Below are 25639 nucleotides of genomic sequence, written 5' to 3'. Positions count from 1 at the left end.
GCGGACGCGGGCACGGCAGCCTGAGTCGCGGCGTCGGTCGGCGTCGCGGCGTTCTCCGGAGACGCTGCGGGAGTCCTCGCCTGCTGCTCCGCGCGCTGCTGGCGTTCCTGGTCCTGCCGCTGGCGCTCCTGATCCTGCTGCTGGCGTTCCTGTTCCTGACGCTGGCGCTGCTCGGTCTTCTGCTGCTGGCGCTCGGTCTGCCGCTCCACGCGCAGCCGCTGCTCCTCGGCCTTCAACTCGGTTCGGGCCGCAGCGGCGTCTCGCTTGGCCTTCCGTGTGGCGGCGCGCTCCTGGTCCCGGATGGCGCGTCGACGCGCCTGGCGCTGCTCCTTGATGAGCTTCTTGACCCTGACCTTCTTGGCGCTCATCCTCGGCGTCCTTCCAGCTCATCGGTGTCTGCCACGGGCAGCATCCGGCTTCCGCGGGGCAGCGGAACGGCGATCAGCGCCACCAGCAGCAGGAACACGCTCAAGGTGATCAGCACCGGAAGCTGATAGCTGCTGCGGTGCTCGGCGCTGAGCTGGCCTTCCCACCCGGCACCTGTATCGGTGAGCGCCTCTGCGGGCAGCTCGAAGCGCTGCATCCAGGAAGCGGATCCATCGGACGTCTGCCCGGAAGCCTCGGTCTGCACCGCTGCCGGTTCCAGCGCCTGGCCGTCCCAGCTGGCCCGCCAGCGGCGCGCCTGCTCGGTGGAGAGTTCCAGCAGGTACTCGGTCTGGGGATCCAGATCCAGGCCGGCTCCGTCCTCGGCGGTGACCTGTTCCAGATCGACGTCGAGCGCGTGTGACCGGCTCGGCAGCAGCGCCTGGACCTCACCCTGGGGGTCCACGATCCGGGCCCAGCTTGCGGGGACCCCGGAGATGCCCGGCCCGGCGGGCAGCAGCGCCTCCTCGTCGATCTCGGCGCGCCACAGCTCGCCGCGGTCGGTCACGCCCACGGGCACGAGTCCCGCGGCGGTGTCCACGGCGTCGCTGAGCACCTCGGGCTCTGAGGGATCGATGAGCACGTAGCCCACCCCCAGTTCTGCCATCAGCTCCTCGGTCTCCAGTGCCCCGGGAGTGATCAGCGAGGCGATCAGCGAGGCCAGGCGCTGCTCGGCGACGGTGAACTCGGTGCTCGTCGTGGCCGCGGCCATCGGATCGGCTGCGAGACCGGCGTCATCTCGGGCGCCGCCGAGAAGGTTCGGGACGCGCTCGGGCTGCGCCCACAGCGGCAGGTCTCCAGCGGCTGCCACCGCCCGGGACTTGTCCAGCGTGCGCCCCTCTCCGGAGACCAGCTCGCCGATCACCCCGGGATCGGCCGCAGAGAGCACCAGCGTGCGCAGTTGTGCGGGGCCGGTGCCCTGATCCGCGGCGGTGGCCGGGAGCTGACGCAGCGAGCCGGCTTCGATGAGCGTCGGGGCGGCGTTGACCGCGGTCAGCGGCTGACCGGTCAGCGGTGCTCCGGGCATCACGCGGGGGCTGTAGAACAGCACCAGGGATGCGCCGATGGCGAGCACCAGCAGCGTGGAGATCACCGGGGTGATGGTGCCGCCCACCCGGGGGAAGGCCAGCGGGAATCGGTCCAGGGAGGCCATCCCGGCCGCCAGCAGGCAGAACAGCATCACCGACACCACGGGTCCCGGGTTGCCGCTGATCACCGCGGTGCCATCCGATCCGGCGGCCAGGAGCCCCACCAGCGCGGAGAGACCCAGGGCCGCGAGCAGCAGCGTACCGGCCACGATCGGCAGTGGTCGGGTGCGGCTGCCGGTGAAGATCCCCAGCAGCGCGATGACCAGCAGCGGCAGCCCGATCAGCAGCGCGATGCGTAGGCTCCAGAAATCCCCGGCGAGGTAGCCCGGCAGCCAGGAGCCGGCGGCTCCGGCGGAGGCCAGCCCGGCGGCAGGGTCGAAGGCACGCGAGAAGCCGAGCAGCTGCTGCCACAGCGGGGCGGCGTCGGCCGCCAGCGCGCGGCCTGGCTCGTGGACCAATACCGCTGCGAGGTTCTTGCCCTGCAGCACGGCGGAAGCGATCATCGGTGCGGCCACGGCCAGCGAGGTCAGCGGAATCAGCCACAGCGGGCGTCCTCGGCGACCAAGGATCGAGGCGAGCACGATGCCGACGATCACCACCAGCGGAAGCAGCGCCGGGGAGGCGGCGGTGAGCACCATCAGCAGCAGCGCGGCACCGGTGGCGTATTCCCAGCTTCCCGCGACGCCCAGGCCGACGGCGGCGCGACCGACCGCGCGGACCGTGGCCACCACCGCGACCGGCAGCAGCACGTGGACCAGAACCGCTCCGATGCGACCTTCCCCTACCGCGATGTGCAGGGTGGGCATGGCGGTCCAGAGCAGCGCCGAGACCACCCGCCGGGAGGCCTTCGTGGACCAGAGGCCGGCGGCGTACCAGGCGCTGAGCGCGCTCAGCGGCAGCGCAAGGATCAACAGCCAGACCAGCACTGCGGACCCATGGCCGAAGCTCAGTGCCGAGAGGGCGAGCAGCAGCAGGTTGAACGGGTCCGCGGCGGAGAGCGTTCCGAGGCTGTCTGCAGCCAGGAAGCTCACCGAATGGGCGAAGACCTCCGGCAGCGAGGCGGCCACCGGCAGGGCGGCGCCGCCGGTGATCGCCTCGGCGGAGAGCAGGTCGCGGAAGGCCAGCAGAGAGGCTCCGGCCAGGGCCAGCAGCATCAGGAACAGCCCGAGCCGGTCTCCGGAGCGGCGCGAGGGCATCTCGTCGAACTCGCCGTCGGAGGCGCCGATCTCGAGCAGGGCGTCCTCGTTGTTCTCACGCTCCCCGGTGTCCTCGGGCTCGCCGTAGAACCCGGGGGTGAACCGGGTGCGCGGGACCGAGACGGTCTCCGCGGTCATCGCCGAGCGGCGCTGGGCCCGGACCTCGGCGGGGCTGCACGTCATGCGCGCCTCGGTCTGGCGTCCGCTGCGCAGGAGCTCGGCGGAGGAGCTGATCTGTTCGTCGCGGCTGAGCCTCGCCAGTGCAGCACGGCGACCCTGGGTGGCGAATCGACGCGTGTGCACGATTGCCGCCCAGTTCAACAGTGCGCGCAGCGAGGCGAAGAACTGGCCGGCCCCGGCGTCGGGGGCCTTGACCACGGTCAGCCCGATCAGACGCAGCAGGGCGGCGAGCCACATGCCGACCCAGAGGAACGGCACCGCGAGCGGATTGGCGTCGGCGAGTCGACGGCGGATCTGGCTGACCCGCTGGGCACCGGGAAGGTAGAGCGCTCCACCGAGCCGGTGCACGGCGTCTCGGCGCGGCGGGTCCTCGCGCAGCACCCGTGCGCTGGGTTCGATGACGATATGGGCACCGACCTCGCGGGCACGGCGGCAGAACTGCGCGGCGGCGTAGTCTCCGCTGAGTCCCGGGTCGAAGCCGCCGAGATCTCCGAACAGCGGGGCGTGGACCAGCATGGCCTCTCCGGAGACGGCGGGTACCGCGTCGCGGCCGTCGTACTGCCCCTGGTCCAGCTCCTTGGGCTCGGTGGCCGTGAGCACCTCGGCGGAGCGGGCGCTGTAGAGACCCACGTTGACCAGCCGCTCTGGGATCTCGGCGGAGAGCTGTTTGGCGCCGATCAGCTGGATCTGGCCGTGGCGCTCCTCGTCCTTGACGGTGAAGAGGCGCTCTTCGAGCCGCTCCAGCGCATCGGTCGTGGGCACGGTGCCGGCGGGCAGGATCCAGAGCCATTGGTGGCGCGGGTTGAATCCTTCCGGCAGCTGTCGCTCCAAGCTGCGCCAGAGCTGGGTGACCTTGATCCCGCCCGGGCCCTGGCTCGCCGTCCCCCGGGCCTGCCGGCGGTCTTCGAGCAGGCCGGAGCGCAGCGACCGGGAGAGGTCCTGAACCCCACGGTAGCCCGCGGCGGAGAGTTCGATGATGTGATCAGGGGCCCGGGTCTGCGCGGCCAGCGCCTCCCGGGTCCGCTGCACCGCGGTGCCGAACTCGCCAAGAGCAGTGTCGAGGGTTCCGGGAGCGGGGGCTCCGGCGCCTGAGCTGTCGGCGTCGGTGAAGGACCCGCCTGGAGCGGACGACAAATCGCCGCCGTCGTGCAGGACGACAGCGGCGATATGAGGGCCAGAATGAGCGTTGATCAGAGCGCTCTCTTTCGCAGCTTGCGCCGCTCCCGCTCGGAGAGTCCACCCCAGATGCCGAAGCGCTCATCGTTGCCCAGCGCGTATTCCAGGCATTCCTGTTTCACGTTGCACGCGCCGCAGACCTTCTTGGCGTCCCGGGTGGAGCCGCCCTTCTCAGGGAAGAAGGCTTCCGGATCGGTCTGGGCGCAGAGCGCATCGACCTGCCAGGCGAGCTCACCCTCGATCTCCTCGGTCGGGACCAGCGCGGGCAGACCCAGCCAGGTGGTCCGGCCCGAATCCGAGGACTGGGTCTCCGGAGCCGGAGTCGCCCGGGCGGGCAGCTCGTGGGCCGGGGCTTCAGTGCGGCGGGAAGGCGCCTCACTGAGAGCCGTGACCGAAGATCGGGTGACGGCCGCGTCCTCCTCGGAGCGGCGTTCAGCCTCCTCGTGGGCGGCGAGGAAGGCCGTGGCCTGATCCTCCAGGGTCTTGCCGTGCTCCAGCCGCTCCGCGGCCTGAGGATCAGCAGGGTCCACGAACCAATCAGCAGGAACCTCGAGACCTGTCCTGCGCGCTGTGGCCGTGGTGCCGGGCTGTTCTGCGCCCAGCCGCTCTGCGTTCCCCATCAAAGGGCCTCCCGAGGTTGATCATGCGTGTACTGCCCCTAATTACACTGGCGTAAGTAATGATCCGTCAAGTGAGCGACTTAAGTAGCCACTAGCAGACCGCCAACCCCATGATCACGCCCGACACGCCGTGAAAAATCAGCTTGCCGCGAGGCGCGGCGGACCCAGGAGAGAAACTATGACACCGATCACACTCGGCGGCTCTGCCGCCCAAGCACCCCAGAACTTCCCGGCCCTGCTGGACCTGCTCGAGTCCCGACCGCAGCCCGCGCTGATCTGGTACGGAGCTGGTGAGAACCAGGAACGGGTGGAGCTCTCCGGGCGGGTGCTGCAGAACTGGGCGGTCAAGCTGATCGGTCTCTTCAGCCAGGAGACCGAGATCGACGAGGATGCCCCGGTGCTGGTCGACGCCGCCCCGCATTGGAAGGCCGCCGCCGTCCTGCTGGCCGCCGGGGCGCTGGGCTGGAGAACGACGCTGAGCGCCCCCGCAGCGGCGCAGGACGACGCCGAGGCTCTCGTGTCGCTCGCTTCCGGGCTGGAACCCGGGTTGATCATCACCGACCGGCCCGACGCGTGGACCGGTGCAGGGCCGATGGCGTCTGGGCTCGGCGAGGCCGAGCTCGCGGCGCTCTCGCCCGGGCTGCTCGATGCTTCCTTCGAGGAGTCCACCGGAGAGCGGCTTCCCGCCTGGGCGCTGGACATCTCCGCAGAGGTCCGGCAGCACCCGGACCAGCTGCCGGCCCCGCTGCCGCCGCTCGCGCTTCCCGGAGCGACCACCGGGGCCGAGTCCGGCGCTGCGGCAGGAGGTGGGCTCGTCGTCGTCGGCGCTGCGATCGAGACGAGCCTGAAGGACTGGCGACTTGCCCGCTGGGCCGGCGAGGAGCTGTTCGCGCAGATGCTTCAGACCTGGGCGCAGAGCCGCCCGGTCGTGCTGTTCCAGGGCGATCCCGCCGCGCAGCCCGAGGCGTGGGAGCAGATGCTGCGCAATGAGGGCGTCCGCTGAGGGCGGCGACGCGGGCACGGGCAGGGGCAGGGAGCCCCTCCCTGGGGCGCAGATGGGTGGAATCCTGCCCGGATTCGTGATCTTTCCGACCGTTCGCGCCCCCGCGACAGGGGCGGCGGGCCCGGGCTCAGCGGGAAGTGACCTCGGCTGCGTCGGCGGCGGGGTCCTGCTCGGCGGGAAGATCCGAGAAGCTCGTGCGGTCGGTGGTGAAGACCCAGTATTTGTAGGCGAAGAAGCGGAAGATGGTGGCCAGCACCAGGCCGATCACGTTGCCGGCGATGAAGACCTCGCTCACCGAGTCCATGCCCAGGACGTACTTCGCGATGCCCACGCAGCCGGTCTGGATGCCCAGGCCGATCGCGTTCATGATCAGGAACAGCACCAGCTCGCGCGCCTTGCCGGTGGAGCGCCGGTGCCGGAAGGTCCAGTAGCGGTTGGCCATCCAGGAGAACATGGTGGCGACGACGCCGGCGACGACCTTGGCCTTGAGCTGCGAGTCGTCCATGGGCCCGCTGATCAGCCAGAGGAAGATCGCGGAGTCGATGATGAAGGCGACACCGCCGACGGCGCCGAACTTCGCGACCTCGCGCCAGAGCGTGAGGAACAGGGTCTCGATGCGCCGATACAGCTTGGTGATCATGGGCGATATTCCTGCCGGTCTGTGCTGGCGAAGGTGGAGCTGGCCAGGAAGGCCTGGGCGTGAGCGGCGGCGCTCAGCCGGTGGCCGGCGGTGTCCGGCAAGAAGGCGGATTCGCCGGGTGTAAGAGTGAGCATATGAGGTGTTCCTGAGCCTGGGGTGGGTCCCACGCCGACGCCGGGGTCACTCGGTGCCGCTGACTCATCCCGCGTTTCGGGCGGAGCGTGCAGCGTCAGCTCGCCGGCCGTGCACAGCACGATACCGGGGCCGGGCCGTTCCAACATCACCTCTCCGGGAAGCTCAAAGGATTCCAGCGCGAACTCCTCGAACGGGGCCTGGTATCGGGTCCGGTGCGGGGAAGCATCGCTGCGCTGCACGGGGCAGTGCGGTACCGGGAGCACCCCGAAGTCGGTGACGCTGAGCAGCTCCTCGACATCCAGGTGCTTGCCGGTCAGTCCGCCGCGCAGCACGTTGTCGGAGTTGCCCATGAGCTCCACGCCGACCCCATGCAGGTAGGCGTGGAGATTCCCGGCGGGAAGGTAGATCGACTCTCCGGGCGCCAGCTGCACGCGGTTGAGCAGCAGCGTGACGAAGATGCCCGGGTCCCGGGGGAACGCCGCGCTGACCTGGTCCAGCATCCCTCGCGTGCCTGGATCCAGGGACGCGCTGATTCCGACGTCGTCTTCCCGCCGCGGTCCTGACGCCGGGTCCAGCATGCCGTGCAGCTGGCCGGCGGCGATCGCGGACTCGTCCCGGTGGCTGCCCAGCAGCTGCTCCAGCGCTGCGGCGTAGTCCTGGGCGACCACGCGGCTGTGCAGCCGGTCCAGCACCGTGCGCAGCTGCGGGTGATCCTGCTGCTCAGCTCCGCCGTGGCCGAGACCGGCAAGCGAGGTGCGAAGCGACTCCAGAACCGTCACAGCCTCCGCATAGGGCCGGAAGCCGCACAGCGCGGAGAATTCCGTCAGCGCGACGACCAGTTCGGGTTTGGCGTGGGGGTCTTTATAGCTGCGGTGCGCAGCGTCCCGGGCGACCCCGGCGGTTTCCTCTGCCGCGAAGCCGAGGCGGGCGCGCTCTGCGGTGGGGTGCGACTGGATCGAGAGCGGCTGCTCGGCGGCGAGCACCTTGAGCAGAAAGGGGAAGCTCTCCGAGGCCTGGGCTGAGTCGTGGAGGTACTCCGGGAGGGAGGTGATCTCACCGGGACCCTGCGCGCCAGCAGATGGCAGTTCCAGAAGGGACGGGCCTGAAGGATGGGCCCCCATCCAGAGCTCGGCCTGCGGGGTCGCGGATGCGGCCCAGCCGAAGAGCTCTCTGAACGCGGTGGTGGAACCCCACGCGTAGTCGCGAACAGGGTTGATCATCTTGAACATCGGGAGAACCTTATCAGCCCTAATTCACCGGGTCGCAGCGGTAGTTCGAGGAGGCGGCCTCCTCGAGGACCCCGGTCTGACCATTGCGCTGAGCGTCGATCAGATACTCCCGGGTCAGTTCCGAGCCGTCTGGCTGGGTAGGCGGCGACGTCGGGTCGATCGAGGGCTCGTCGTCCTCGACCGCGCCAGCGGCCTGTCCGGTGGCCTGGGCCGGTGTCGCCAGCATCACACCGAGCGTCCCGGATTGCGCGGGCAGGAACCCGGCGGAGCCGAAGAGCCCACCGCCGTTCTGGTGCTCCTCGTTGGCGATCAGCTCATCCACCCGCTGCTGGATCTGCTCGAAATCGGGGTAGGTGGAGAACAGGTCGCCGGAGGCCCCGAAGTCGGGGGCGCCTAGCACCAGGCGCTGCGGGGTCTGGCCCTGCGCGTCGACGGCCAGGTCCAGGAACGAGCCCAGCTGGGACTGCGGCAGGTTGGTCTCCACCACGTTCCCCCCGGCCTGCATGATCTCGCTGAATCGCGAGAGCAGCGTCTGCGGATTGAACTGGGACATCATCGCCTGCTGGATGCACTGCTGACGCTGGATCCGGTTGTAGTCGGAGCTGAAGGTGCGCGAGCGTGCGTAGGCCAGAGCCTCCTGGCCCGAGAACTCGTACACACCGGGGGCCCACCAGTTGTCCCCCCAGCTGCCGTCGGGCATCGGGCCGCGATAGGGCACCCAGCCGCCGGAGTCCACGCTCACCCCACCCATGGCGTCGATGAGCTGCTCGAATCCGTCCATGTCCACCATCACGTAGCCGGAGACCTCCAGGTTCAGGCTTCCGGAGACCGCGTCCATCATGGCTTCGGCACCGGGATCCTCAGCTTCGGGGTAGAGGTCCTGATGGTTGTTCATCACATCCGTGTAGAGGAAGTTGATGATGCACTCGTCGCCACAGTCATAGCCTGTCGGATAGACCGCGTTGAGCGGGGAGTCCTCGTTGAACTGGGCGTTCTGGAAATTGCGCGGGATCGAGAAGATGATGGTCTCTGCGGAGTCCTCGTTGACGCTGACCACGTGGATGGAGTCTGGGCGCAGGCCCTCGCGCCCCTCGCCGGCGTCGGCGCCCATGAGCAGGAAGTTATACCGCCCGTCCACGGCGTCGATGCCGGGACCGGAGGCGAAGATCCCGTCCAGCGCGGCACGACCCTCGTTGACCAGTTTGGCGCCGTAGCCCAGTGCCCCCGAGGTCACGGTGATCAGCACCACCAGCACGACGGCGACGATCGGCTTGAGCCCCTGCGCCAGGGAGGTGAAGTGAAGCAGCCGGAAGGTGTCAAGCCAGAGGATCAGCCAGCCGAGCGCCAGCGCGCCCAGCACCACCGCGCTGAGCCAGAGCATGAACGGCTGGGTCAGCAGCGAGAGCACGACTCCGCGCATGGTGAGGAACATCAGTCCCAGCAGGAGCGCGGAGAACCAGCAGCCGATGGTGACGGCCAGGGCGGCGCGGCCGAGCTTCTTGGAACCCGCAGCGATCTGGGCGGCGCCGGGGATGAACAGGGTCAGCGCCAGGAGCATCAGGGCGCGTCGGGTGCGGTCAGTCTCGGAACCGCGCTGCGGGCTTCGGATCACCTCGGGTTCGGTGGTGAACCGGTGATAGCTGATCGTGGAGTCGCTCATCGCGTCCGGTACGTGCCCAGCTCGGCGGCCTCTTCGCGCAGTGCGGCGCCCTTTGCGTGGGCCTCGGCGGCCAGCGACTTCTGGAAGTCCAGCAGGCTCTCGCGCAGCTGCGCGGCCTGGGCGGAGTCTCCGGCGGCCAGGGTGCGCACGGCGAGCAGCCCGGCATTGCGGGCGCCGCCCACCGAGACGGTGGCCACGGGCACCCCAGCTGGCATCTGCACGATGCTCAGCAGCGAATCCATGCCGTCGAGGTGCTTCAGCGGCACCGGTACGCCGATCACCGGCAGCGGCGTGACCGAGGCCAACATGCCCGGCAGGTGGGCCGCTCCCCCGGCACCGGCGATGATCACCCGGATCCCGCGCTCGTGGGCGGTCTTGCCGTAGCTGATCATCTCTTCGGCCATCCGGTGGGCCGAGACGACGTCGGCCTCGAAGGTGATGCCGAACTCGTCCAGCGCCTGCGCGGCGGCCTTCATGATCGGCCAGTCGGAGTTCGATCCCATGACCAGACCGACCTGGGCCGCAGAGGCGCTGCGGGTCTGTGCCTCGGCGTCGCTCGAGGACGCTGCGGCGGCCTGGTGCTCAACAGGGTGACTCACGGGGTTCTGGCTCACTGGCTTCTCACTCAAGGGTTGGGTTCTCACTCACGGGGCTCTGGTGCGCTGGGTGCTGGTGCGCTGGGTTCTGGCTCACTGGGTTCTGGCTCACTGGGCAGGTCCTTCCACGATGATCTCGGCCACATCCGCGGCGGCTCGGCGCACGCGCTGGAGCCTCGCGCGGCGCGCTTCCCAGGTCTCCTGCGTGGAAAGCGTCTGGGTGAGGATGTTCACATGCCCGATCTTGCGACCTGGGCGGGCTTGTTTGCCGTAGAGGTGGATCTTGGATCCCGGCGAGCGGCGCATCGCCGCGGCGAAGGAATCGTGTGGGGACCGTTGCTCCTCGGCGTCGCTGCCGAGCAGATTCTTCATCACCGTGTAGCCGCCGGCGCCGCCCTTGACCTCGGTGGCGCCCAGCGGAAGCCCGAGCACGGCGCGAAGGTGCTGCTCGAACTGGCTGGTGACGGATCCGTCCATGGTCCAGTGCCCGGAGTTATGCGGTCGCATGGCGAGTTCGTTGATGAAGATCCCGGCGGTGGTCCCGGTCTCGGGGTCGGCATCGTCTTCACTGATCTCGAAGAGCTCCACCGCGAGCATGCCGGTGACCTGCAGCTTCTCAGCCACCGTGCGTGCGATGCGCTCGCACACCTCCAGGTGGTCCGCGCTGGTCTGCGGCGCCGGGGCGATGACCTCATCGCAGACCCCGTTGGTCTGGGTGGATTCCACCACCGGGTAGGTCACGGTCTCCCCCGCAGCGGAGCGCGCCACCTGCGCGGAGAGCTCACGGGTGTAGCGCACCTTCTGCTCCGCGAGCAGACCTGAACCGGTTTCGGCGGCGCGGCCGAACCAGTCCTGGGCCTCGGCGGCCTGTTCGGCTGAGTCGATCATCCGCACCCCCTTGCCGTCATAGCCTCCGCGCGGGGTCTTCAGCACCACCGGCCAGCCGACGTCGGCGCCGAATCCCAGCAGGTCCTCGACGCTGCGGACCTCGGCCCAGCGCGGGTTCGGCAGGCCAAGCTGCTCCACGGCGCTGCGCATCGCGAGCTTGTCCTGGGCGTAGATCAGCGCCTCGGGACCGGGGTGCATCTCGGTGCCGGCGGTGGTGAGCGCCTCGAGCACCTCGGCGGGCACATGCTCATGGTCGAAGGTGACCACGTCCAGGCCGGCGGCGAAGGCGGCCACCTCGTCGGGGTCGGTGTAGTCCCCAAGGGTGGTGTGCGGGATGACCTGGGCGGCCGAGGAGTCGGCCGAGCCCGCGAGCAGGTGCAGCTCGATGCCCAGCTCCACGGCGGCCGGGGCCATCATGCGGGCCAGCTGGCCGTCGCCGATGACCCCGATCTTCGGGGTGCCGGCGGGGCTGCTGGGCTGGTCTGGGTTGCTGTCCTGTCGCGTCACAGTCCCCAATTATGCGCCATGACCTCCGCTGGCCCGCACAGGGAAACACCCCCGGCCGGAGCCGGGAACGCTGGACAGCTGACCGGCCCCACCAATCCCAGGTCACTCGGCGGATGTGCAGGTTGCGACCCTAGCCTGGGCTTCACATGTCGGCACGACGCAGGGATGGGACCGCAATGGGACGTTACGTAGTCACCTTCGACACCGCAGATTCTCAGATGCTCGAGCACGATGCCCCCGGGCTGCTCAGCGCCCAGGGCTTCTCCACGGACAGCTATTTCCCGCGCCTCGGCGTGGGCGTGGTGGACGGTGAGGCCGGTGACCTGGAGGCCTTCAGCGGACGTTGCCGGGACCGTCGAGCCCCGATGAGCTACAGCCCCGAGCTGACGTATTACGCGATCGGCGGCCGGGCGGCTGATCTGCCGGCCGTCGAACTGCCCTCCGCCGTCGGGTCCGTCGAGGCGCCGTTCACCGACACGGCCGAGCTCACCTGGGGGCTTCAGGCGGTGGAGGTCGGGCGTGCCCAGGAGGCCGGACTCACCGGCGCCGGGGTGCGCATCGCGGTGCTGGACACCGGCTTCGACCTCGAGCATCCGGACTTCCTCGGGCGCGCCGTGACCGCAGAGTCCTTCATCCCAGGCGAAGGACCCGCAGACGTGCACGGACACGGCACCCACTGCGTGGGCTCCGCCTGCGGACCCTGGGCTCCCCCGTCCGGGCGAGGCTTCGGAGTGGCCTCCAGAGTCGAGATCTTCTCGGGCAAGGTCCTCGGTGCAGACGGCTCCGGCTCGGACGCCTCGATCCTTGCAGGCATCGATTGGGCCCTGCAGAACGACTGTCAGATCGTCTCGATGTCACTCGGCGCCGATGTGCGCGAGGTCCATCCTCCGTATGTGACCGCGGGTCGGCGGGCACTCGAGCGGGGTTCGTTGCTGATCGCGGCGGCGGGCAACAACGCCGGGCGCAGCGCGGGTGATCCCGGGTTCGTGGGGGCACCGGCGAACAGCCCCTACGTCATGGCGGTGGCGGCGCTGGACGCGGGACTGCAGGTCGCGGACTTCTCGGCCCGCTCGCTGCCTCATGACGGCGGGGAAGTCGACATCGCCGGCCCCGGGGTGGACATCTATTCCTCCTGGCCCGGTCCCGCGCATCACCGCAGCATCAGCGGCACCTCCATGGCGGCCCCGCATGTCTCCGGCGTCGCCGCGCTGCTCTCGGCCTCCACCGGGCTGCGCGGCCAACCGCTGTGGGACGAGCTGATTCGGACCGCTCGCCAGCTCTCAGGTGCTGACATGGAAGACGTCGGGGCCGGACTGGCCGTGATTCCGGCGCAGGGCGGGTGATCGGGCGTGACGGATCAGCAGTGGATCATCACCGTCGACGAGGAGCACCTCGACGGGATCGACCAGGTGGTCGCGGACCTGGAGGCGGCAGGGCTGATGGTGGACCGGGTGCTGCGCAGCCTCGGGCAGATCACCGGGCACACCGTCACCTCCCCGGGAGTGCAGGCCCAGGCGGCGGACGAGCCGCCGAGCTTCTCTGCCGTGGCCGGAGTAGCCTCCGCCGACGGCGCCCAACAGCACCATATAGCCCCACCCGACGCTGAGGTCCAGTAGCGGCCGCGTCATTGCGTCGGGTGGTCCCTGCTGCGCCGACTTCAGTGCAGCGGGGACCCGATCACCTCGAACCGGTGGCCGTCCATGGCACCGGAGAGCAGGGGCATGGCCTCTGCGATGAGCGCCTGGACACTTGCCAGCTGGAGTGACTCTCGGTGGGCCTCGGCGGAGGTCCAGAGCTCGGTGACGAAGACCGTCTCGGGGTGCTCTTCGCTGACGCCCACCTCGTAGAGCAGACAACCCGCCCGCTGCAGGTCTGGGTTATGCCGGGTCAACAGGGACACGACCTGGTCCCGGGCGCCCGGCGCTACTCCCAGCGTCCCCACATTGGCGAAGGTCATGGGATCACAGTAGAGGCGCCGCGCGGACCTGTCAGCCCCTCCCGGCGGAGCCGCTCAGGGCTTCACTGCCGGGTGTAGGACTCCCACTTGCGGGCCTGGTGCTCGGCGTCGATGATCCGGACGGTGCCGGACTTCGAACGCATCACGATGGACTGGGTGGAGACCTTGTCCCCCTGGTACCGCACGCCGCGCAGCAGGTCGCCGTCGGTGATCCCGGTGGCGGCGAAGTAGCAGTTGTCCCCGGTGACCAGCTCATCGGTGGTCAGCACCCGGCTGACGTCGTGACCGGCGTCGAGCGCCTTCTGCGCCTCCTCGTCGTCCACCGGGGCGAGGCGACCCTGGATGACGCCGCCCACGGCCTTGATCGCGCAGGCGGTGATGATGCCCTCGGGGGTGCCGCCGACGCCCATGAGCACATCGATCCCGGAGCCTTCGCGAGCCGCGGCGATGCCGCCGGCCACGTCACCGTCCATGATGAACCGGACCCGGGCGCCGGCCTCGCGGATCTCGGTGACCAGCTTGGAGTGGCGCGGGCGGTCCAGCACGCAGACGTTGAGCTGGCTGATCCGCTTGTTCTTGGCCTTGGCGATCAGGTGCAGATTCTGCTTCACCGGCAGGCGAAGGTCCACCATGTCGGCGGCTTCGGGCCCGGTGATCAGCTTGTCCATGTAGAAGACCGCGGAGGGGTCGAACATGGTGCCGCGCTCGGCCACGGCGAGCACTGCGAGTGCGTTGTTGTAGCCCAAAGCGGTGAGCCTGGTGCCATCGATCGGATCGACCGCCACGTCGGCCTCGGGCCCGGCACCGTTGCCGACCCGCTCACCGTTATAGAGCATCGGAGCCTCATCCTTCTCGCCCTCGCCGATGACCACGACACCGTTGAGGTTCACGGTGTCGAGCAGGGAGCGCATCGCGTCCACGGCGGCACCGTCGGCGGTGAGCTTGTCCCCCATGCCGACCCAGGCGCCACCGGCGATGGCTGCGGCCTCGGTGACCCGGACCAGCTCCATGGCCAGGTGGCGGTCAGGCTCGGAGTCCCCCACGGCCAGTCGTGCCGAAAGATGGGAGAAGTCCTGGGACGAGCCGTCGTCGGAGCGTGTCCCGCGGTGCTGCGAAGAATCGTTCATGGGCTTGGGCCACCTTGTCGTCTCGGCTTCTGGCCGGCCTCGTCGCCGGCCCTGCCGCCATCATAGCCGCGAGCACGGACGCGGCATCGAGTCACGGACCCGGGCATGTCAGTCCACGGTGACACAATAGAGAGGTGACCGAGCCAGAAGAAGCCCCCACTCCGCAGCTGACGCAGTCCCAGGCGAAGCGTCTGCGCCAGCCCCTGATCGGCGTCGTGATCACGGTGGCCATCACCCTGCTCGCGGTCTTCGCCGTGACGGGACTGCGACCCGAGCGCGACGTTGCCTTCACTCCGGACGTCGATGTCGCGGAGGCGGCGGGGTGGACCAGCGACGTCGCGGACTTCACCGCCATCTCCCCAGAGGTGCCCGAGGGGTGGACCGCGAACTACGCCCGCTGGGAGAACCGCGTCGAGCTCGGCGTCACCGCCTGGGAGGTCGGGTACTCCGTGGACGAGGAGAGCTTCCTGAGCTTCGCGCAGACCGATGAGCCCAACCCGGCGTGGGTCAACGATGCGACCCGGCAGCTCGGGCCCACCGGGGAGGAGACCATCGAGGGGCTGACCTTCGAGGTGCGCGAGGATGACCAGTGGAAGTACTACGTCCTGGAGGCCGAGGAGAACCCGATCGACGGCACCGCGATCGTGCTCGGCGGCGATGCCACGGCCGAGCAGTTTGAGACCTTCCTCGCAGCTGTCGCGACATCGATCGATGTTGAGGTAGAAACAGAGGACGACAACGGAGGTTCCACAGGATGACCGCATCGACCACGCCCGTCCAGCCGCTTCCCGCGGAGGTCTGGGAGCTGCTCAAGGCCGGAAATGCCCGCTTCGTCGCCGGCGACTCCAAGCACCCGAACCAGAACGCCGCACGCCGCTCCTCGCTCACCGAGTCCCAGCACCCGGTGGCCACGATCTTTGGCTGCTCGGACTCCCGTCTGGCCGCCGAGATCATCTTCGACGTCGGCCTCGGCGACGTCTTCGTCGTGCGCACGGCCGGTCAGGTCACCGACGACGCCGTGCTCGGCTCCCTGGAGTTCAGTGTCGCCGAGCTCAAGGTCCCGCTGATCGTGGTGCTGGGCCACGACTCCTGCGGCGCGGTCTCGGCAGCGCTGCAGGCCACCGAGTCCGGGGTCACCCCCACCGGCTTCGTGCGCAGCCTGGTGGAGCGCATCACCCCCTCGGTGCTGGCCGCGCAGCGTGCGGGGATCACCAGTGTCAATGAGACCGTCGAAGAACATGTGAAGCAGACCGCGCACCGGATCGTGGATCACTCCCGGGTGCTCCACGATGCCGTGGCCCAGGGTCGCACCGCGGTCATGGGGGTGACCTACCGGCTCTCGGAGGGCCGTGCCGACGTCGTCACCAGCATCGGCGAGGTCTGACCTTCGGCTCAGCCGGCTGAATCTCCCCAGGATGGTCAGCCCCATTCCCTCCGGAGGGGCTGACGCCTAGGGTGGGTCCGTGATCGCGTTCATCACCGAGCTCCTGAGTTCCGGATCGCTGGGCCAGGCCCTTGCGGGGCTGTTGCTGCTGGTCGGCGGGGTCGTCTTCGTGGTCTGCGCCATCTCGCTGAGCTTCATCGATCTGCGGGAACACCGGCTTCCGAACCGCATCATCTACCCCTGGGCCGCAATCGCGCTGGGCCTGCTGATGCCCACGGCACTGCTGCTGGGGGACCCGTTCGCCGCGCTGCGGGCCCTGGCTGCCGCACTCATCTGGGGCGGGCTCTTCCTGCTCGTGCGGCTGATCGCTCCGCCGGCACTGGGCATGGGAGACGTGAAGCTCGCCGTCGTGCTGGGGCTCTACACCGGCCTCCTCGGCTGGGACACCGTACTGGCCGCCGTCGTGGTGTCCTTCCTGCTCGGCGGACTGGTCTCGGCGGGGCTGCTGGTCTCCGGGCGAGGCACGGCCAGGACAGCGGTTCCCTTCGGGCCGTTTCTCCTGGTGGGCACCGCTGTTGCGCTGATGCTCAGCGGCGGCGACTCGCTAGGCTGAACCCATGCCCACCCCTGACTTCATCAAGGCACTGCGTCAAGACATCGGCACCAGGGAGCTCTGGATCCCGGCGACCCGGGGTGTGGTGCTGCGCCGGGCCACCGGGAACCACGAGACCGAGGTGCTGCTGGTGCGTCGAGCCGACAACGGAGCCTGGACGGTGACCTCGGGGATCCTGGATCCAGGCGAGGACCCGGCCCTCGGCGCCGTCCGCGAGGTCGAAGAGGAGACCGGGGTCATCGCCCGTCCGGTGCGGGTGGCCGGGGTCTTCGCGACCGGGCTGGTGCGCTACCCCAATGGGGACGCCTGCCGGTACCTGGACACGGTGCTGGAGATGGAGCCCGTCTCGGGACAGGCCCGGGTCAACGACGACGAGTCCGTCGAGGTCGGCTGGTTCCCCGTCTCGCGGCTCCCGGAGCCGATCAGCGACGATCAGCGGATGGTCATCGACTGGGCGCTGGACGCCGAGGCCCCCGCCCGATTCCGCAGCTGAGTCCACCCCACCCCGCTGGTTGAGTTCTCCGGTCGGTACGTATCGACCGGAGAACTCAACTGCCCGGGACGGGACGTAACGGAACGGGGATCAGCCGGGGCGGGTCATGCTCATCAGGTCCAGGGACTCATCGAGCTGCGCCTCGGTGAGGTCGCCGCGCTCGACGTAGCCCAGCTCGATCACGGCGTCGCGCACGGTGAGCTTGTTCTTCACCGCGTGCTTGGCGATCTCGGCGGCGGCCTCGTAGCCGATGTGCTTGTTCAGCGGCGTCACCACCGAGGGGGACGCGGCGGCGAGGAACGCGGCGCGCTCCTCATTGGCGGTCAGGCCCTTGATCATCTTGTCGGCCATCACGTAGCTGGTGTTCTTCAGCAGCCGGATGGACTCCAGGAGGTTCGCGGCCATCACCGGGATGCCCACGTTGAGCTCGAAGGCGCCGTTGGTGGAGGACAGCGCCACGGTGGTGTCGTTGCCGATCACCTGGGCGCAGACCTGGATCGCGGATTCGCAGATCACCGGGTTGACCTTGCCGGGCATGATCGAGGAGCCCGGCTGCAGGTCCGGGATCGCGATCTCACCGAGACCGGTGTTCGGACCCGAGCCCATCCAGCGCAGGTCGTTGTTGATCTTCATCAGCGAGTAGGCGATGTTGCGCAGCTGCCCGGAGGCCTCCACCAGCCCGTCCCGGTTGGCCTGGGCCTCGAAGTGGTCCCGGGCCTCGGTCAGCGGCAGCCCGGTGTCCTGGGCGAGGCTGGCGATCGCCTTCTCGGCGAAGCCCAGCGGGGTGTTGATCCCGGTGCCCACGGCGGTTCCGCCCAAGGGAACCTCGGCCACACGCGGCAGGGCGGAGTCGATGCGTTCGACGCCGTAGCGCACCTGTGCGGCATAGCCGCCGAACTCCTGGCCCAGGGTGACCGGGGTGGCGTCCATCAGGTGGGTGCGGCCGGACTTCACCACGGAGGCGAACTCTTCGGACTTCGCCTCCAGGGCCTCGGCGAGGTACGCCAGGGCCGGCTGCAGATCGTTGACCAGCGCGGAGGTGGCGGCCACGTGGACGGAGGTGGGGAAGACGTCGTTGGAGGACTGCGAGGCGTTGACGTGGTCGTTGGGGTGGACCTCCTTGTCCGAGCCCTTCTCCGCCAGGTAGCGGTTGGCCAGGGTGGCCAGCACCTCGTTGGTGTTCATGTTCGAGGAGGTCCCGGAGCCGGTCTGGAACACGTCGATCGGGAAGTGCTCGTCGAGGTCTCCGGTCTCCACCAGCTCGGCGGCGTGGACGATGGCCTCGGCGAGCTCGGCGTCGAGCACCCCGAGGTCCTTGTTCGCCCGGGCTGCGGCCTTCTTCACCCGCGCCAGCGCCTCAATGTGGGCGCGCTCCAGGGTGCGTCCCGAGATCGGGAAGTTCTCCACGGCGCGCTGGGTCTGCGCGCGGTACAGGGCCTGGGCGGGCACCTTCACCTCGCCCATGGTGTCGCGCTCGATACGGTATTCGGTCTCAGTAGTGTTCTCGGTCATAGCCTCAGTCTAATAACCGATCCCCGGGGACCGAGACAGTGACGCGCAGCCCGAGCGGAGCACACGGCTCGGCTCACCGACGGAGCCCACCGGCCGGGCTCACCGGCCGGGCTCAGTCGACGCTGGCGATGAGTCCGTTGAGGAACTTCGCGGCGGCCGCGCGTTCGGCCTCGGTGAGCGCCTCCACGGCCGCAAGCATCCGGCGGTGCATCTCGCTGAGCGTCTCGCGCACCTCGTGGTCCCCTGCGATGGTGGGTTCGATCGCCACCGAGCGGCGGTCGCTGGGGAACGGCACGCGGCGGACATATTCATCGCGGATCAGTCGGTCCACCAGGACGCTGACCGAGGCGGCGCTGATGTCCAGTTCGCGGGCCAGGTCCCGTTGACGCAGCAGCTCTCCCGCCGCCTGGGCCCGCAGCACGTGGCGCAGCGCGAGGAGATCCGTCTCCCCCATGCGCATCGAATCCCGGGTGCGCGAGCGCATCTTCCGCTCAGACTCGCGGTACCTGCGCAGCAGGTTCAGCACCTCCACGGAGCTCGGCGCATGCGGAGTGTCCTGGTACCAGTAGCCGCCAGTTCGGAGACCGGGGGAATCTGCCTGATGTCCATCTTGGTCCTTCAACATCCCCGCCTCGAAGTGGCCGTCACGCCACTGCCTCTCGATAGTTGCTTGGGCTAGGTGTTAGCTCCTGAAGGCAATGGTAGGACACCGCAGAAAGCCAGGCCACCGAGGGTGCACACCGAGCCCCGGCATCTGCGTAGCATGGAGTGATGAGCAGAGCGTTCCAACGATCCGGCGCGGGCGATCAGATCGGCAGCAAGTCCGAGGATTCCTGGGGATCCCTGAGCTCGGACCTGAGATCCACCTTCGGCCGAACCTTCCTGCCGGTCGTGGTGCCCATGATCGGGATGTGGGCGGTCTATCTGGTGATGGTCTTCACCGGGAACTGGCTCAACCGGGCGTTCGGCCTGCAGGCTCGCGACGTGGACGGGCTGCTCGGGATCCTGTTCATGCCGCTGCTGCACGGCAGCCTCGGGCACATCCTGAGCAACTCGATGTCCTGGCTGGTTCTGGGGGGCATGGTCTCGCTGCTGACCCGGCGGTTCGTCAGCATCACCGCCGTGATCTGGCTGCTCTCCGGGGTGCTGCTCTGGCTCGGCGGCACACCCTGGATCTGCCACGCCCCGGAGGGTTTCGGCTGCGGTCGACTGCACATCGGCGCGTCCGCCGTGATCTATGGCTTCGCGACCTTCCTGGTCGCCTTCGGCTTCATCACGCGGCGGATCCTCGCGGTGGTGTTCTCGCTGGCCGTGCTCTTCCTCTATGGCCTGAGCATGCTCGTCGGGATGACCCCGATCAGCCCCGGCGGGGTGTCCTGGTCCGGGCATCTGGCCGGGGCGGCGGCCGGCGTCGTCGTCGCCTTCATCTTCACCAGGTCTGCGCGCGCCGAGCGTGCCAGCAGGAGGATCGCGCGAGGCTGAGCAGATCCGATCGGCCGGCGGGCCGAGCGCGCCCCGGGCACCTGAGCCGGACGCGGCACGCTCAGCCGCGAAGGATCTAGACGTCCTCGAGCAGCTCCGTGACCAGCGCGGCGATCCGGGAACGCTCCGAGCGGGTCAGCGTGACATGCCCGAAGAGCGGGTTGCCCTTGAGGATCTCCACCACCGCAGCGATCCCGTCGTGCCGGCCCACCCGAAGGTTGTCGCGCTGAGCGACGTCGTGGGTGAGCACGATCTTCGAGTTCTGCCCCATCCGCGACATCACGGTGAGCAGCACGTTCTTCTCCAGCGACTGCGCCTCATCGACGATCACCCAGGCGTCATGCAGCGAGCGCCCGCGGATGTGGGTCAGCGGCAGCACCTCGAGCAGCCCGCGGTGCATCACCTCCTCCAGCGCGTTCTCCGAGACCAGCGCCCCGAGGGTGTCGAAGACCGCCTGTCCCCAGGGGTTCATCTTCTCGGCCTCGGAGCCGGGCAGGTATCCCAGCTCCTGGCCGCCCACCGCGTAGAGCGGGCGGAACACGATGATCTTCTTGTGCTCTCCGCGTTCCAGCACGGCCTCGAGCCCGGCGCAGAGGGCCAGCGCGGACTTCCCCGTTCCGGCTCGACCTCCCATCGAGACGATGCCCAGCTCCGGGTCCATCAGCATGTCGATGGCCAGGCGCTGCTCGGCGGAGCGTCCGTGCAGCCCGAAGACCTCTCGATCTCCCCGGACCACCTGGACGTATTTATGTGAGGCTCCGTTCTGCTTGACTCGACCCAGTGCGGAGCCGCGGTCCGAGGAGATCACCAGCCGGTGTTCACCGGCAGCTGCTCGGCGTCCTCGAGGTCGATCTTCTCGCCCTCGTAGAGCTGGGAGATCTGTTCCGAGCTGGCGCTGACCTCGGCCAGGCCGGTCCAGCCGGAATCAGTGACCCATTCGTTGCGGTACTCATCGGCCGCGAGCCCCATCGCGGAGGCCTTCACCCGCATCGGCAGATCCTTGGTGACCACGGTGACATCACGGCCCTCGTCGGCGAAGCTCTTCGCCACCGCGAGGATCCGAGCGTCGTTGTCGGAACCGCGGAAGCCCTGCGGCAGCACCTCCAAGGAGATGTGGTTGAGCTCGACCAGCAGCCGTCCGCCCTGGTCGTTGAGCGGGATCGGTCGGTTCAGCGCCCCGTGCTTCACGCGCAGCTCATCGAGGAGTCGCAGCGCCGAGCGGGCGAAATAGCCCAGCTCGGCATCGTGGCGCTTCTTCTCCAGCTCGGAGATGACGACGACGGGGAGGATCACCTCATGCTCGGCGAACCTCAGGAAGGCCTTCGGATCCGAGAGCAGCACCGAGGTGCCGATCACGTAGGACTTCTGGGCCAGTGCGCCGGCGATCTCCTTCTCGAGCTCGTGCTTGTCGACGGAGTCAGGGGTTGCAGGGGTCACATGCGAGGAGGCCACGGTTTCTCCATATCCGGAAACACAGAAGGTCCCGTCCGCGAGTCTCGACGGCGGACGCCTGGTGGCGTCTCCGACTCGCGGCGGAACCTTGAACTGTCCCCGTTGTGATTCTCAGGGGTGGTCGGTTCGGCCCTGAGGGGCCGGTCCGACCCCTTCTCCGTGATGCCTGCGGCATACGCGATCGGGCCTCTCCGGTCAGTGTTCTGACACTTCAAAGCGTACTCCGCATCGAACTACATGGCAGTAGTTTTCGATGAGATCGGCATGACGAAACGGTAAACAGTTCGAGACCGGACGCTCATGACGCCGACCGGCTGCGGCGGGGAACGGCGTCAGTTTCCGAAGCGCCGTTGCCGCTGTGCGTAGTCCCGCAGCGCACGGATGAAGTCCACCCGGCGGAAGTCGGGCCACAGCGCCTCGCAGAAGTAGAACTCCGAATAGGCCGACTGCCACATCAGGAAGCCGGAGAGCCGCTGCTCCCCCGAGGTCCGGATGATCAGCTCCGGGTCGGGCTGGCCGCGGGTGTAGAGCCAGTCGGCGATCGAGCCTGGGGTCAGCTCCTCGGCCACTTCGCTGATGCTGCGGCCCTGAGACTCGGCGTCACGCAGCAGGTCCTTGACCGCGTCCACGATCTCCTGACGCCCGCCGTAGCCCACCGCCACGTTGACATGCACGGCCGGCTCCTCCTCGGCCCGGGCAAGCTCGGCATCCACGCAGCGCAGCCGCTCGGCCAGCGGGGCGGGCAGCAGCTCGGGCTGCCCGACGGGGTGGACCCGCACCGGGCGCCGCCGGGCCGGGATTCACACAGCCGCTCGAGGGTGTCGGCGATGATCTCCATGAGCTGGTCCAGCTCCTCGGCGGACCTGCTCATGTTGTCCGTGGAGAGCATGTAGAGGGTCACCGTGGGCACGCCGAGCTCGGCGCACCAGTCGATGAACTCCACGATCTTGTTCGCGCCCGCCAGGTGACCGTCCGCAGTCGGAGTGCCGGCCAGCTTCGCCCAGCGACGGTTGCCGTCCACCACCACACCGATGTGCTGCGGGATCCGGTTCTGCGGCAGCGCGCGGCTGATCTGCCGCTCATAGACGGCATAGGCGAGAGAACGCAGCCCCATGGGACCTCCTGCAGTGTTGGCGCATTCCCACCCTAAGGGACGGCCCTGGGATCTGCGCCCGGGGGCGGCGCGCGTCCAGATGCGGCGTGTGACACAGTATGTTACTGACAGGTCACCTGTGGCTCTACACTGGTGCCGTGGCCCCGCATGAGCATAAGACCGAGCTTCCTCACCGCAGCACTGCCCCGGCGGAGCGGCTCTTCGATTCCGAGGTGCCGCCGAAGCCGCGGATGCGCGGCTGGCTGCACGCCGCGATGGTGCCGCTAGCTCTGAGCGCGGGCATCGTGCTGATCGTTCTGGCTCCCCCCGGCACCCTGCGCGTGGCCTCGGTGGTCTATGTGATCACCGGGCTGCTGCTGTTCGCGGTCTCTGCGACCTATCACCTGGGCACCTGGTCACCACGCACCGCACGGGTGCTCAAGCGCCTGGACCACACCAACATCATGCTGATCATCGCCGGGACCTACACCCCGCTGACCTTGGCGCTGCTCCCGGAACCGCGCGACCTGATCCTGCTGGTGGCGGTCTGGACCGGGGCCATAGGCGGGGTCGCCTTCCGGGTGTTCTGGACCGATGCGCCGCGCTGGCTCTACACCCCGGTCTACGTCCTCCTGGGCCTGGCGGCGCTGGTGTTCCTGGGTGACTTCTTCGCCGCCGACGTCGCCGCGGCCACGCTGATCTGCGTGGGCGGGCTGTTCTACATCGTAGGTGCGGTCTTCTATGCGCTGAAGCGGCCGAACATCTCGCTGCACTGGTTCGGGTTCCATGAGCTCTTCCACGCGTGCACGCTGATCGGGTTCATCTGCCATTACATCGCGATCATGTTCGCCCTGCTGGACTGAGGCCTTCGCTGCGCAGCCGCGGACTTCACCCGCGCAGCGCGGCCAGCGCCTGGTCCAGTGAACCCACCGGAGGCAGGCAGACCATCGCGCCCACGGCGTTGAGGCATACGCTGAGCTTCAGCCCGGCCTCCGGCTGCACGGTCTCGGCGGCAACCGGCTCCACCGGCACCCCATGAAGCGCCCCGGCCCGGCGCACCTGAGCCAGGTCCGCCGCGGTGCCGGCGAGGAACCGGAACGCCGGGGACTGCCGTCCCGCGCGGCGCGCCACCAGCATGGAGGCCCCGATCACCGTGGGCGCCTTGGCGGCGGCGAGCTTCACGTGCTGCAGGATCATCCCCGGCCTGAGGTCCTCGGCACCGAGCAGCTCCAGCGCCTCAGCCATCTGCAGCGCCTGGGCCAGGGCGGCGACGCTGCTGGGCTCGGGTCCGTCCAGCGGGGTGGCCAGCAGCGGGCCCTGCTGCGCGGCGGTGAGCAGCCCTTCGGCATCCGAGCTCTCCAACAGCTGGATCTCCCCGCCCTCGCGGATCACGAAGCTTCGCAGGATCTGACCCAGCACAGCGGCGCCGCGGCGCACCCATCCGGCGTCGGCGCCGGCCGAGCTGAGCTGGAAGCAAGCCACCGCCAGATGCGCGTGATCGGCGAGGCCGCCGAGCTCGGCGGCGGGCACGCCGGCGTAGGAGATCCGCTGCACGCGCACCCGACCAGCCTGGTGGAGGGCATCGGACTCGGCCGCCGGATCCTCCCCGGGTTCACTCGTCACGTGGATCTGCCAGAGCCGTTCGGCGAGCGCCTCGGCCTGGGCCAGCAGCGCAGAATCGTCCCAGAGCGCCGCGGCCGTCGCCATCGAGGTGATCGCCTGGGCGTTCCAAGACGCCACGACCTTCTCATCCCGGGCCGGCTGATCCCGCAGCCGCCGACGACGGCGCAGCTCCGGCGCCACCTGCTCCATAAGCTGAGTCTGGGCACCGGTCAGCGGGGCATCGAAGTGCAGGGTGCGCGGAGTCTGCGCGCTGATGTGCAGCGGGGCGCCCTGCGTGATCGACTGCTCGTCGGCGGGGACGCCGCGGTTCAGCGCCACCAGCTGCTGGGCCTGCTCCTCCCCCAGGCCGGCAGCCCCGGCGGCCTCGTTCAGCTCGTCGTCGGAGAACAGGTAGGTGGCGCCCTCACTGTGCTGACCGGAGGTGTCGACCGTGTCGGCGTCGAGCGAGGAGGCCAGCAGCCCCGAGTCCGGCAGCAGCATCCGCTCGGTGAGCCAGTCCATGCTGAGCCGAGCCTGACGTTCGGCGCGTCCACGAGAGACCTCGTCCACGGCCGGGTGCCTGCTGAGCCGGGCGTAGTGCCCGATGAGCTGGGCATTGTCGTAGAGCATCTTCTCGAAGTGCGGCAGCGCCCAGGCGAGGTCGGTGGCGTAGCGCGCGAAGCCGCCTTCGACCTGATCGAAGAGCGCAGAACGGCCCAGGGTCTCCAGCGTGCGCAGCGCCAAACCCGCCGCCGCGGAGCCGGGGTCCCAGACGGACTCCTCGAGCAGGAAGCCCAGCAGCGGGGAGGGAGGGAACTTCGGCGCGGAGCCGAAGCCGCCGTGGACCGGGTCCTCCTGGTCACCCAGCACCCGCAGGGCGTCGTCCACGAGTCCGTCGAGCTCCGCGGACTCGATGCGTGAGGGGTCGATGCGCGCGGGATCGGTATCCGCGCCGTCGATGGGTGCGCCGTCGTCCAGGGCATGGACCGTCGTGGCCAGTCCCGCCTGCTGCCGGCGCTGAGCCCCGAGGGACTCGGCGATCTTGCCCGCGGAGGTCTCGACCTCGCTGCGGCGCTCGGTCCAGGCCTGGTGGACGGCGTCGAGGACCTCGGCGAAGGAGGGGACCTGGCCCACCCGGCGGGGAGGGAAGTAGGTGCCGGCGTGGAAGACCCGGGCGTCGGGCAGGGTGAAGACGCTCATCGGCCAGCCGCCCTGCCCGGTCATCGCCTGGGTGGCGGCCATATAGGTGTCATCCACATCGGGGTGCTCCTCGCGGTCCACCTTGATCGCGACGAATCGTTGGTTCAGCGTCGCCGCGAGCACCGGGTCCGCGAAGGACTCGCGCGCCATCACGTGGCACCAGTGGCAGGCCGCATAGCCGATCGAGACGAAGACCGGGACGTCGCGTCGTCGCGCCTCGGCGAAGGCCGCGGCCCCCCAGGGGTGCCAGTCCACGGGGTTCCCCGCGTGGGATCGGAGGTACAGCGAAGAGCTTTCAGCAAGGCGATGTCCCATCCGTCCAGTCTCGCGCACCCGCGACCCGGCGTCGAGCGTCCCCCCACCCGCGTTGAGGGGCGGAATCT

At 69.1% G+C, this 25639-nt stretch carries 22 protein-coding genes and 2 pseudogenes; 9 read left to right on the top strand and 15 right to left on the bottom strand.

All coding sequences use genetic code 11. The features are described 5' to 3' along the window. The 3 genes from BG28_RS11585 to BG28_RS15065 all read right to left on the bottom strand — a co-directional run. Positions 1-368: hypothetical protein (locus BG28_RS11585; RefSeq protein ID WP_036476856.1), on the bottom strand; the 368-nt coding region annotated here is incomplete at its 3' end. After that, positions 365-4021 carry a glycosyltransferase family 2 protein gene (locus BG28_RS11580; RefSeq protein WP_036476853.1) on the bottom strand — a complete coding sequence of 1219 codons (3657 nt, stop codon included), beginning with the start codon at positions 4019-4021 and terminating at the stop codon, positions 365-367. The genes BG28_RS11585 and BG28_RS11580, both read right to left, overlap by 4 nt. A 56-nt stretch (positions 4022-4077) precedes the next feature. Further along, complete coding sequence (locus BG28_RS15065; RefSeq protein ID WP_084479682.1) at positions 4078-4683, bottom strand: WhiB family transcriptional regulator; 606 nt, start codon at positions 4681-4683, stop codon at positions 4078-4080. A 178-nt stretch (positions 4684-4861) separates the two neighbouring features. On the opposite strand from BG28_RS15065, the gene BG28_RS15890 reads away from it, so the two are divergent. Further along, entirely contained in the window at positions 4862-5686 is an 825-nt protein-coding gene (locus BG28_RS15890; protein ID WP_051501368.1) for a TIGR03089 family protein, read from the top strand. 127 nt (positions 5687-5813) lie between these two features. Here BG28_RS15890 and BG28_RS15500 read toward each other — a convergent pair whose 3' ends face one another. The 5 genes from BG28_RS15500 to BG28_RS11545 form a co-directional block, all read right to left on the bottom strand. Further along, entirely contained in the window at positions 5814-6326 is a 513-nt protein-coding gene (locus tag BG28_RS15500) for a GtrA family protein (protein WP_200869332.1), read from the bottom strand. Next, positions 6323-7690, bottom strand: coding sequence for a mannose-6-phosphate isomerase, class I (manA, locus tag BG28_RS11560; RefSeq protein ID WP_051501367.1), 1368 nt, complete (start codon positions 7688-7690; stop codon positions 6323-6325). The genes BG28_RS15500 and manA overlap by 4 nt, the downstream gene beginning before the upstream one ends. A 19-nt stretch (positions 7691-7709) precedes the next feature. Beyond that, positions 7710-9350: an LCP family protein gene (locus tag BG28_RS11555; RefSeq protein ID WP_036476849.1), complete on the bottom strand. Its 1641-nt coding sequence runs from the start codon at positions 9348-9350 to the stop codon at positions 7710-7712. Further along, positions 9347-9859, bottom strand: coding sequence for a 5-(carboxyamino)imidazole ribonucleotide mutase (gene purE / locus BG28_RS11550; protein WP_036476978.1), 513 nt, complete (start codon positions 9857-9859; stop codon positions 9347-9349). Before purE ends, BG28_RS11555 begins: the two co-directional genes overlap by 4 nt. A gap of 195 nt (positions 9860-10054) precedes the next feature. Further along, on the bottom strand, positions 10055-11341 hold the full coding sequence (locus tag BG28_RS11545) for a 5-(carboxyamino)imidazole ribonucleotide synthase (RefSeq protein ID WP_084479681.1): 1287 nt from the start codon (positions 11339-11341) through the stop codon (positions 10055-10057). A 176-nt stretch (positions 11342-11517) separates the two neighbouring features. On the opposite strand from BG28_RS11545, the gene BG28_RS11540 reads away from it, so the two are divergent. After that, on the top strand, positions 11518-12684 hold the full coding sequence (locus BG28_RS11540; RefSeq protein ID WP_235181088.1) for a S8 family serine peptidase: 1167 nt from the start codon (positions 11518-11520) through the stop codon (positions 12682-12684). Positions 12685-12690: 6 nt separating this feature from the next. Continuing rightward, positions 12691-12957: a hypothetical protein gene (locus BG28_RS11535; protein ID WP_036476843.1), complete on the top strand. Its 267-nt coding sequence runs from the start codon at positions 12691-12693 to the stop codon at positions 12955-12957. 41 nt (positions 12958-12998) lie between these two features. On the opposite strand, the gene BG28_RS11530 is transcribed toward BG28_RS11535, so the two are convergent. After that, entirely contained in the window at positions 12999-13298 is a 300-nt protein-coding gene (locus BG28_RS11530; protein WP_036476840.1) for a putative quinol monooxygenase, read from the bottom strand. Positions 13299-13360: 62 nt separating this feature from the next. Next, positions 13361-14425, bottom strand: a complete 1065-nt coding sequence (glpX, locus tag BG28_RS11525) for a class II fructose-bisphosphatase (protein WP_051501366.1) — start codon at positions 14423-14425, stop codon at positions 13361-13363. Between the two features lie 134 nt (positions 14426-14559). Here glpX and BG28_RS11520 point away from each other — a divergent pair, with 134 nt between their 5' ends. The 4 genes from BG28_RS11520 (at position 14560) to BG28_RS11505 (ending at position 16915) form a co-directional block, all read left to right on the top strand. Next, positions 14560-15183, top strand: coding sequence for a DUF4245 domain-containing protein (locus BG28_RS11520; RefSeq protein ID WP_036476838.1), 624 nt, complete (start codon positions 14560-14562; stop codon positions 15181-15183). After that, the gene (locus tag BG28_RS11515; protein WP_036476835.1) at positions 15180-15809 is read left to right on the top strand and encodes a carbonic anhydrase; all 630 of its coding nucleotides are present in this window, start codon (positions 15180-15182) and stop codon (positions 15807-15809) included. Before BG28_RS11520 ends, BG28_RS11515 begins: the two co-directional genes overlap by 4 nt. Before the next feature lie 79 nt (positions 15810-15888). After that, complete coding sequence (locus BG28_RS11510; RefSeq protein ID WP_051501365.1) at positions 15889-16422, top strand: A24 family peptidase; 534 nt, start codon at positions 15889-15891, stop codon at positions 16420-16422. A gap of 4 nt (positions 16423-16426) precedes the next feature. Then, complete coding sequence (locus tag BG28_RS11505) at positions 16427-16915, top strand: NUDIX domain-containing protein (RefSeq protein ID WP_036476832.1); 489 nt, start codon at positions 16427-16429, stop codon at positions 16913-16915. A 90-nt stretch (positions 16916-17005) separates the two neighbouring features. Here BG28_RS11505 and BG28_RS11500 read toward each other — a convergent pair whose 3' ends face one another. Together BG28_RS11500 and BG28_RS11495 are read right to left on the bottom strand one after the other, a co-directional pair. Then, positions 17006-18427 (bottom strand): class II fumarate hydratase, encoded by a 1422-nt coding sequence (locus BG28_RS11500; RefSeq protein ID WP_036476827.1) that lies wholly within the window; start codon positions 18425-18427, stop codon positions 17006-17008. A gap of 112 nt (positions 18428-18539) precedes the next feature. Beyond that, complete coding sequence (locus tag BG28_RS11495; RefSeq protein WP_036476823.1) at positions 18540-19052, bottom strand: MarR family winged helix-turn-helix transcriptional regulator; 513 nt, start codon at positions 19050-19052, stop codon at positions 18540-18542. A gap of 146 nt (positions 19053-19198) precedes the next feature. Between BG28_RS11495 and BG28_RS11490 the strand changes: the two genes are divergently transcribed. Beyond that, positions 19199-19909: a rhomboid family intramembrane serine protease gene (locus BG28_RS11490; RefSeq protein ID WP_051501364.1), complete on the top strand. Its 711-nt coding sequence runs from the start codon at positions 19199-19201 to the stop codon at positions 19907-19909. Positions 19910-19985: 76 nt separating this feature from the next. Here the strand turns inward: BG28_RS11490 and BG28_RS11485 are convergent. Together BG28_RS11485 and uppS are read right to left on the bottom strand one after the other, a co-directional pair. Continuing rightward, positions 19986-21295 (bottom strand): annotated as a pseudogene (locus BG28_RS11485) (PhoH family protein). A 398-nt stretch (positions 21296-21693) separates the two neighbouring features. Further along, positions 21694-22475, bottom strand: a pseudogene (gene uppS / locus BG28_RS11480) (polyprenyl diphosphate synthase). Between the two features lie 230 nt (positions 22476-22705). Here uppS and BG28_RS11475 point away from each other — a divergent pair. Then, complete coding sequence (locus tag BG28_RS11475; RefSeq protein WP_235181091.1) at positions 22706-23317, top strand: hemolysin III family protein; 612 nt, start codon at positions 22706-22708, stop codon at positions 23315-23317. 25 nt (positions 23318-23342) lie between these two features. Here the strand turns inward: BG28_RS11475 and BG28_RS11470 are convergent, their stop codons facing one another. After that, the gene (locus tag BG28_RS11470; protein ID WP_051501362.1) at positions 23343-25511 is read right to left on the bottom strand and encodes a DUF255 domain-containing protein; all 2169 of its coding nucleotides are present in this window, start codon (positions 25509-25511) and stop codon (positions 23343-23345) included. Positions 25512-25639 lie beyond the last annotated feature (128 nt).

The organism is Nesterenkonia sp. AN1, from assembly GCF_000582475.1.
Lineage (GTDB): Bacteria > Actinomycetota > Actinomycetes > Actinomycetales > Micrococcaceae > Nesterenkonia > Nesterenkonia aurantiaca.
This window is presented reverse-complemented; position numbering and strand designations above follow the sequence as displayed.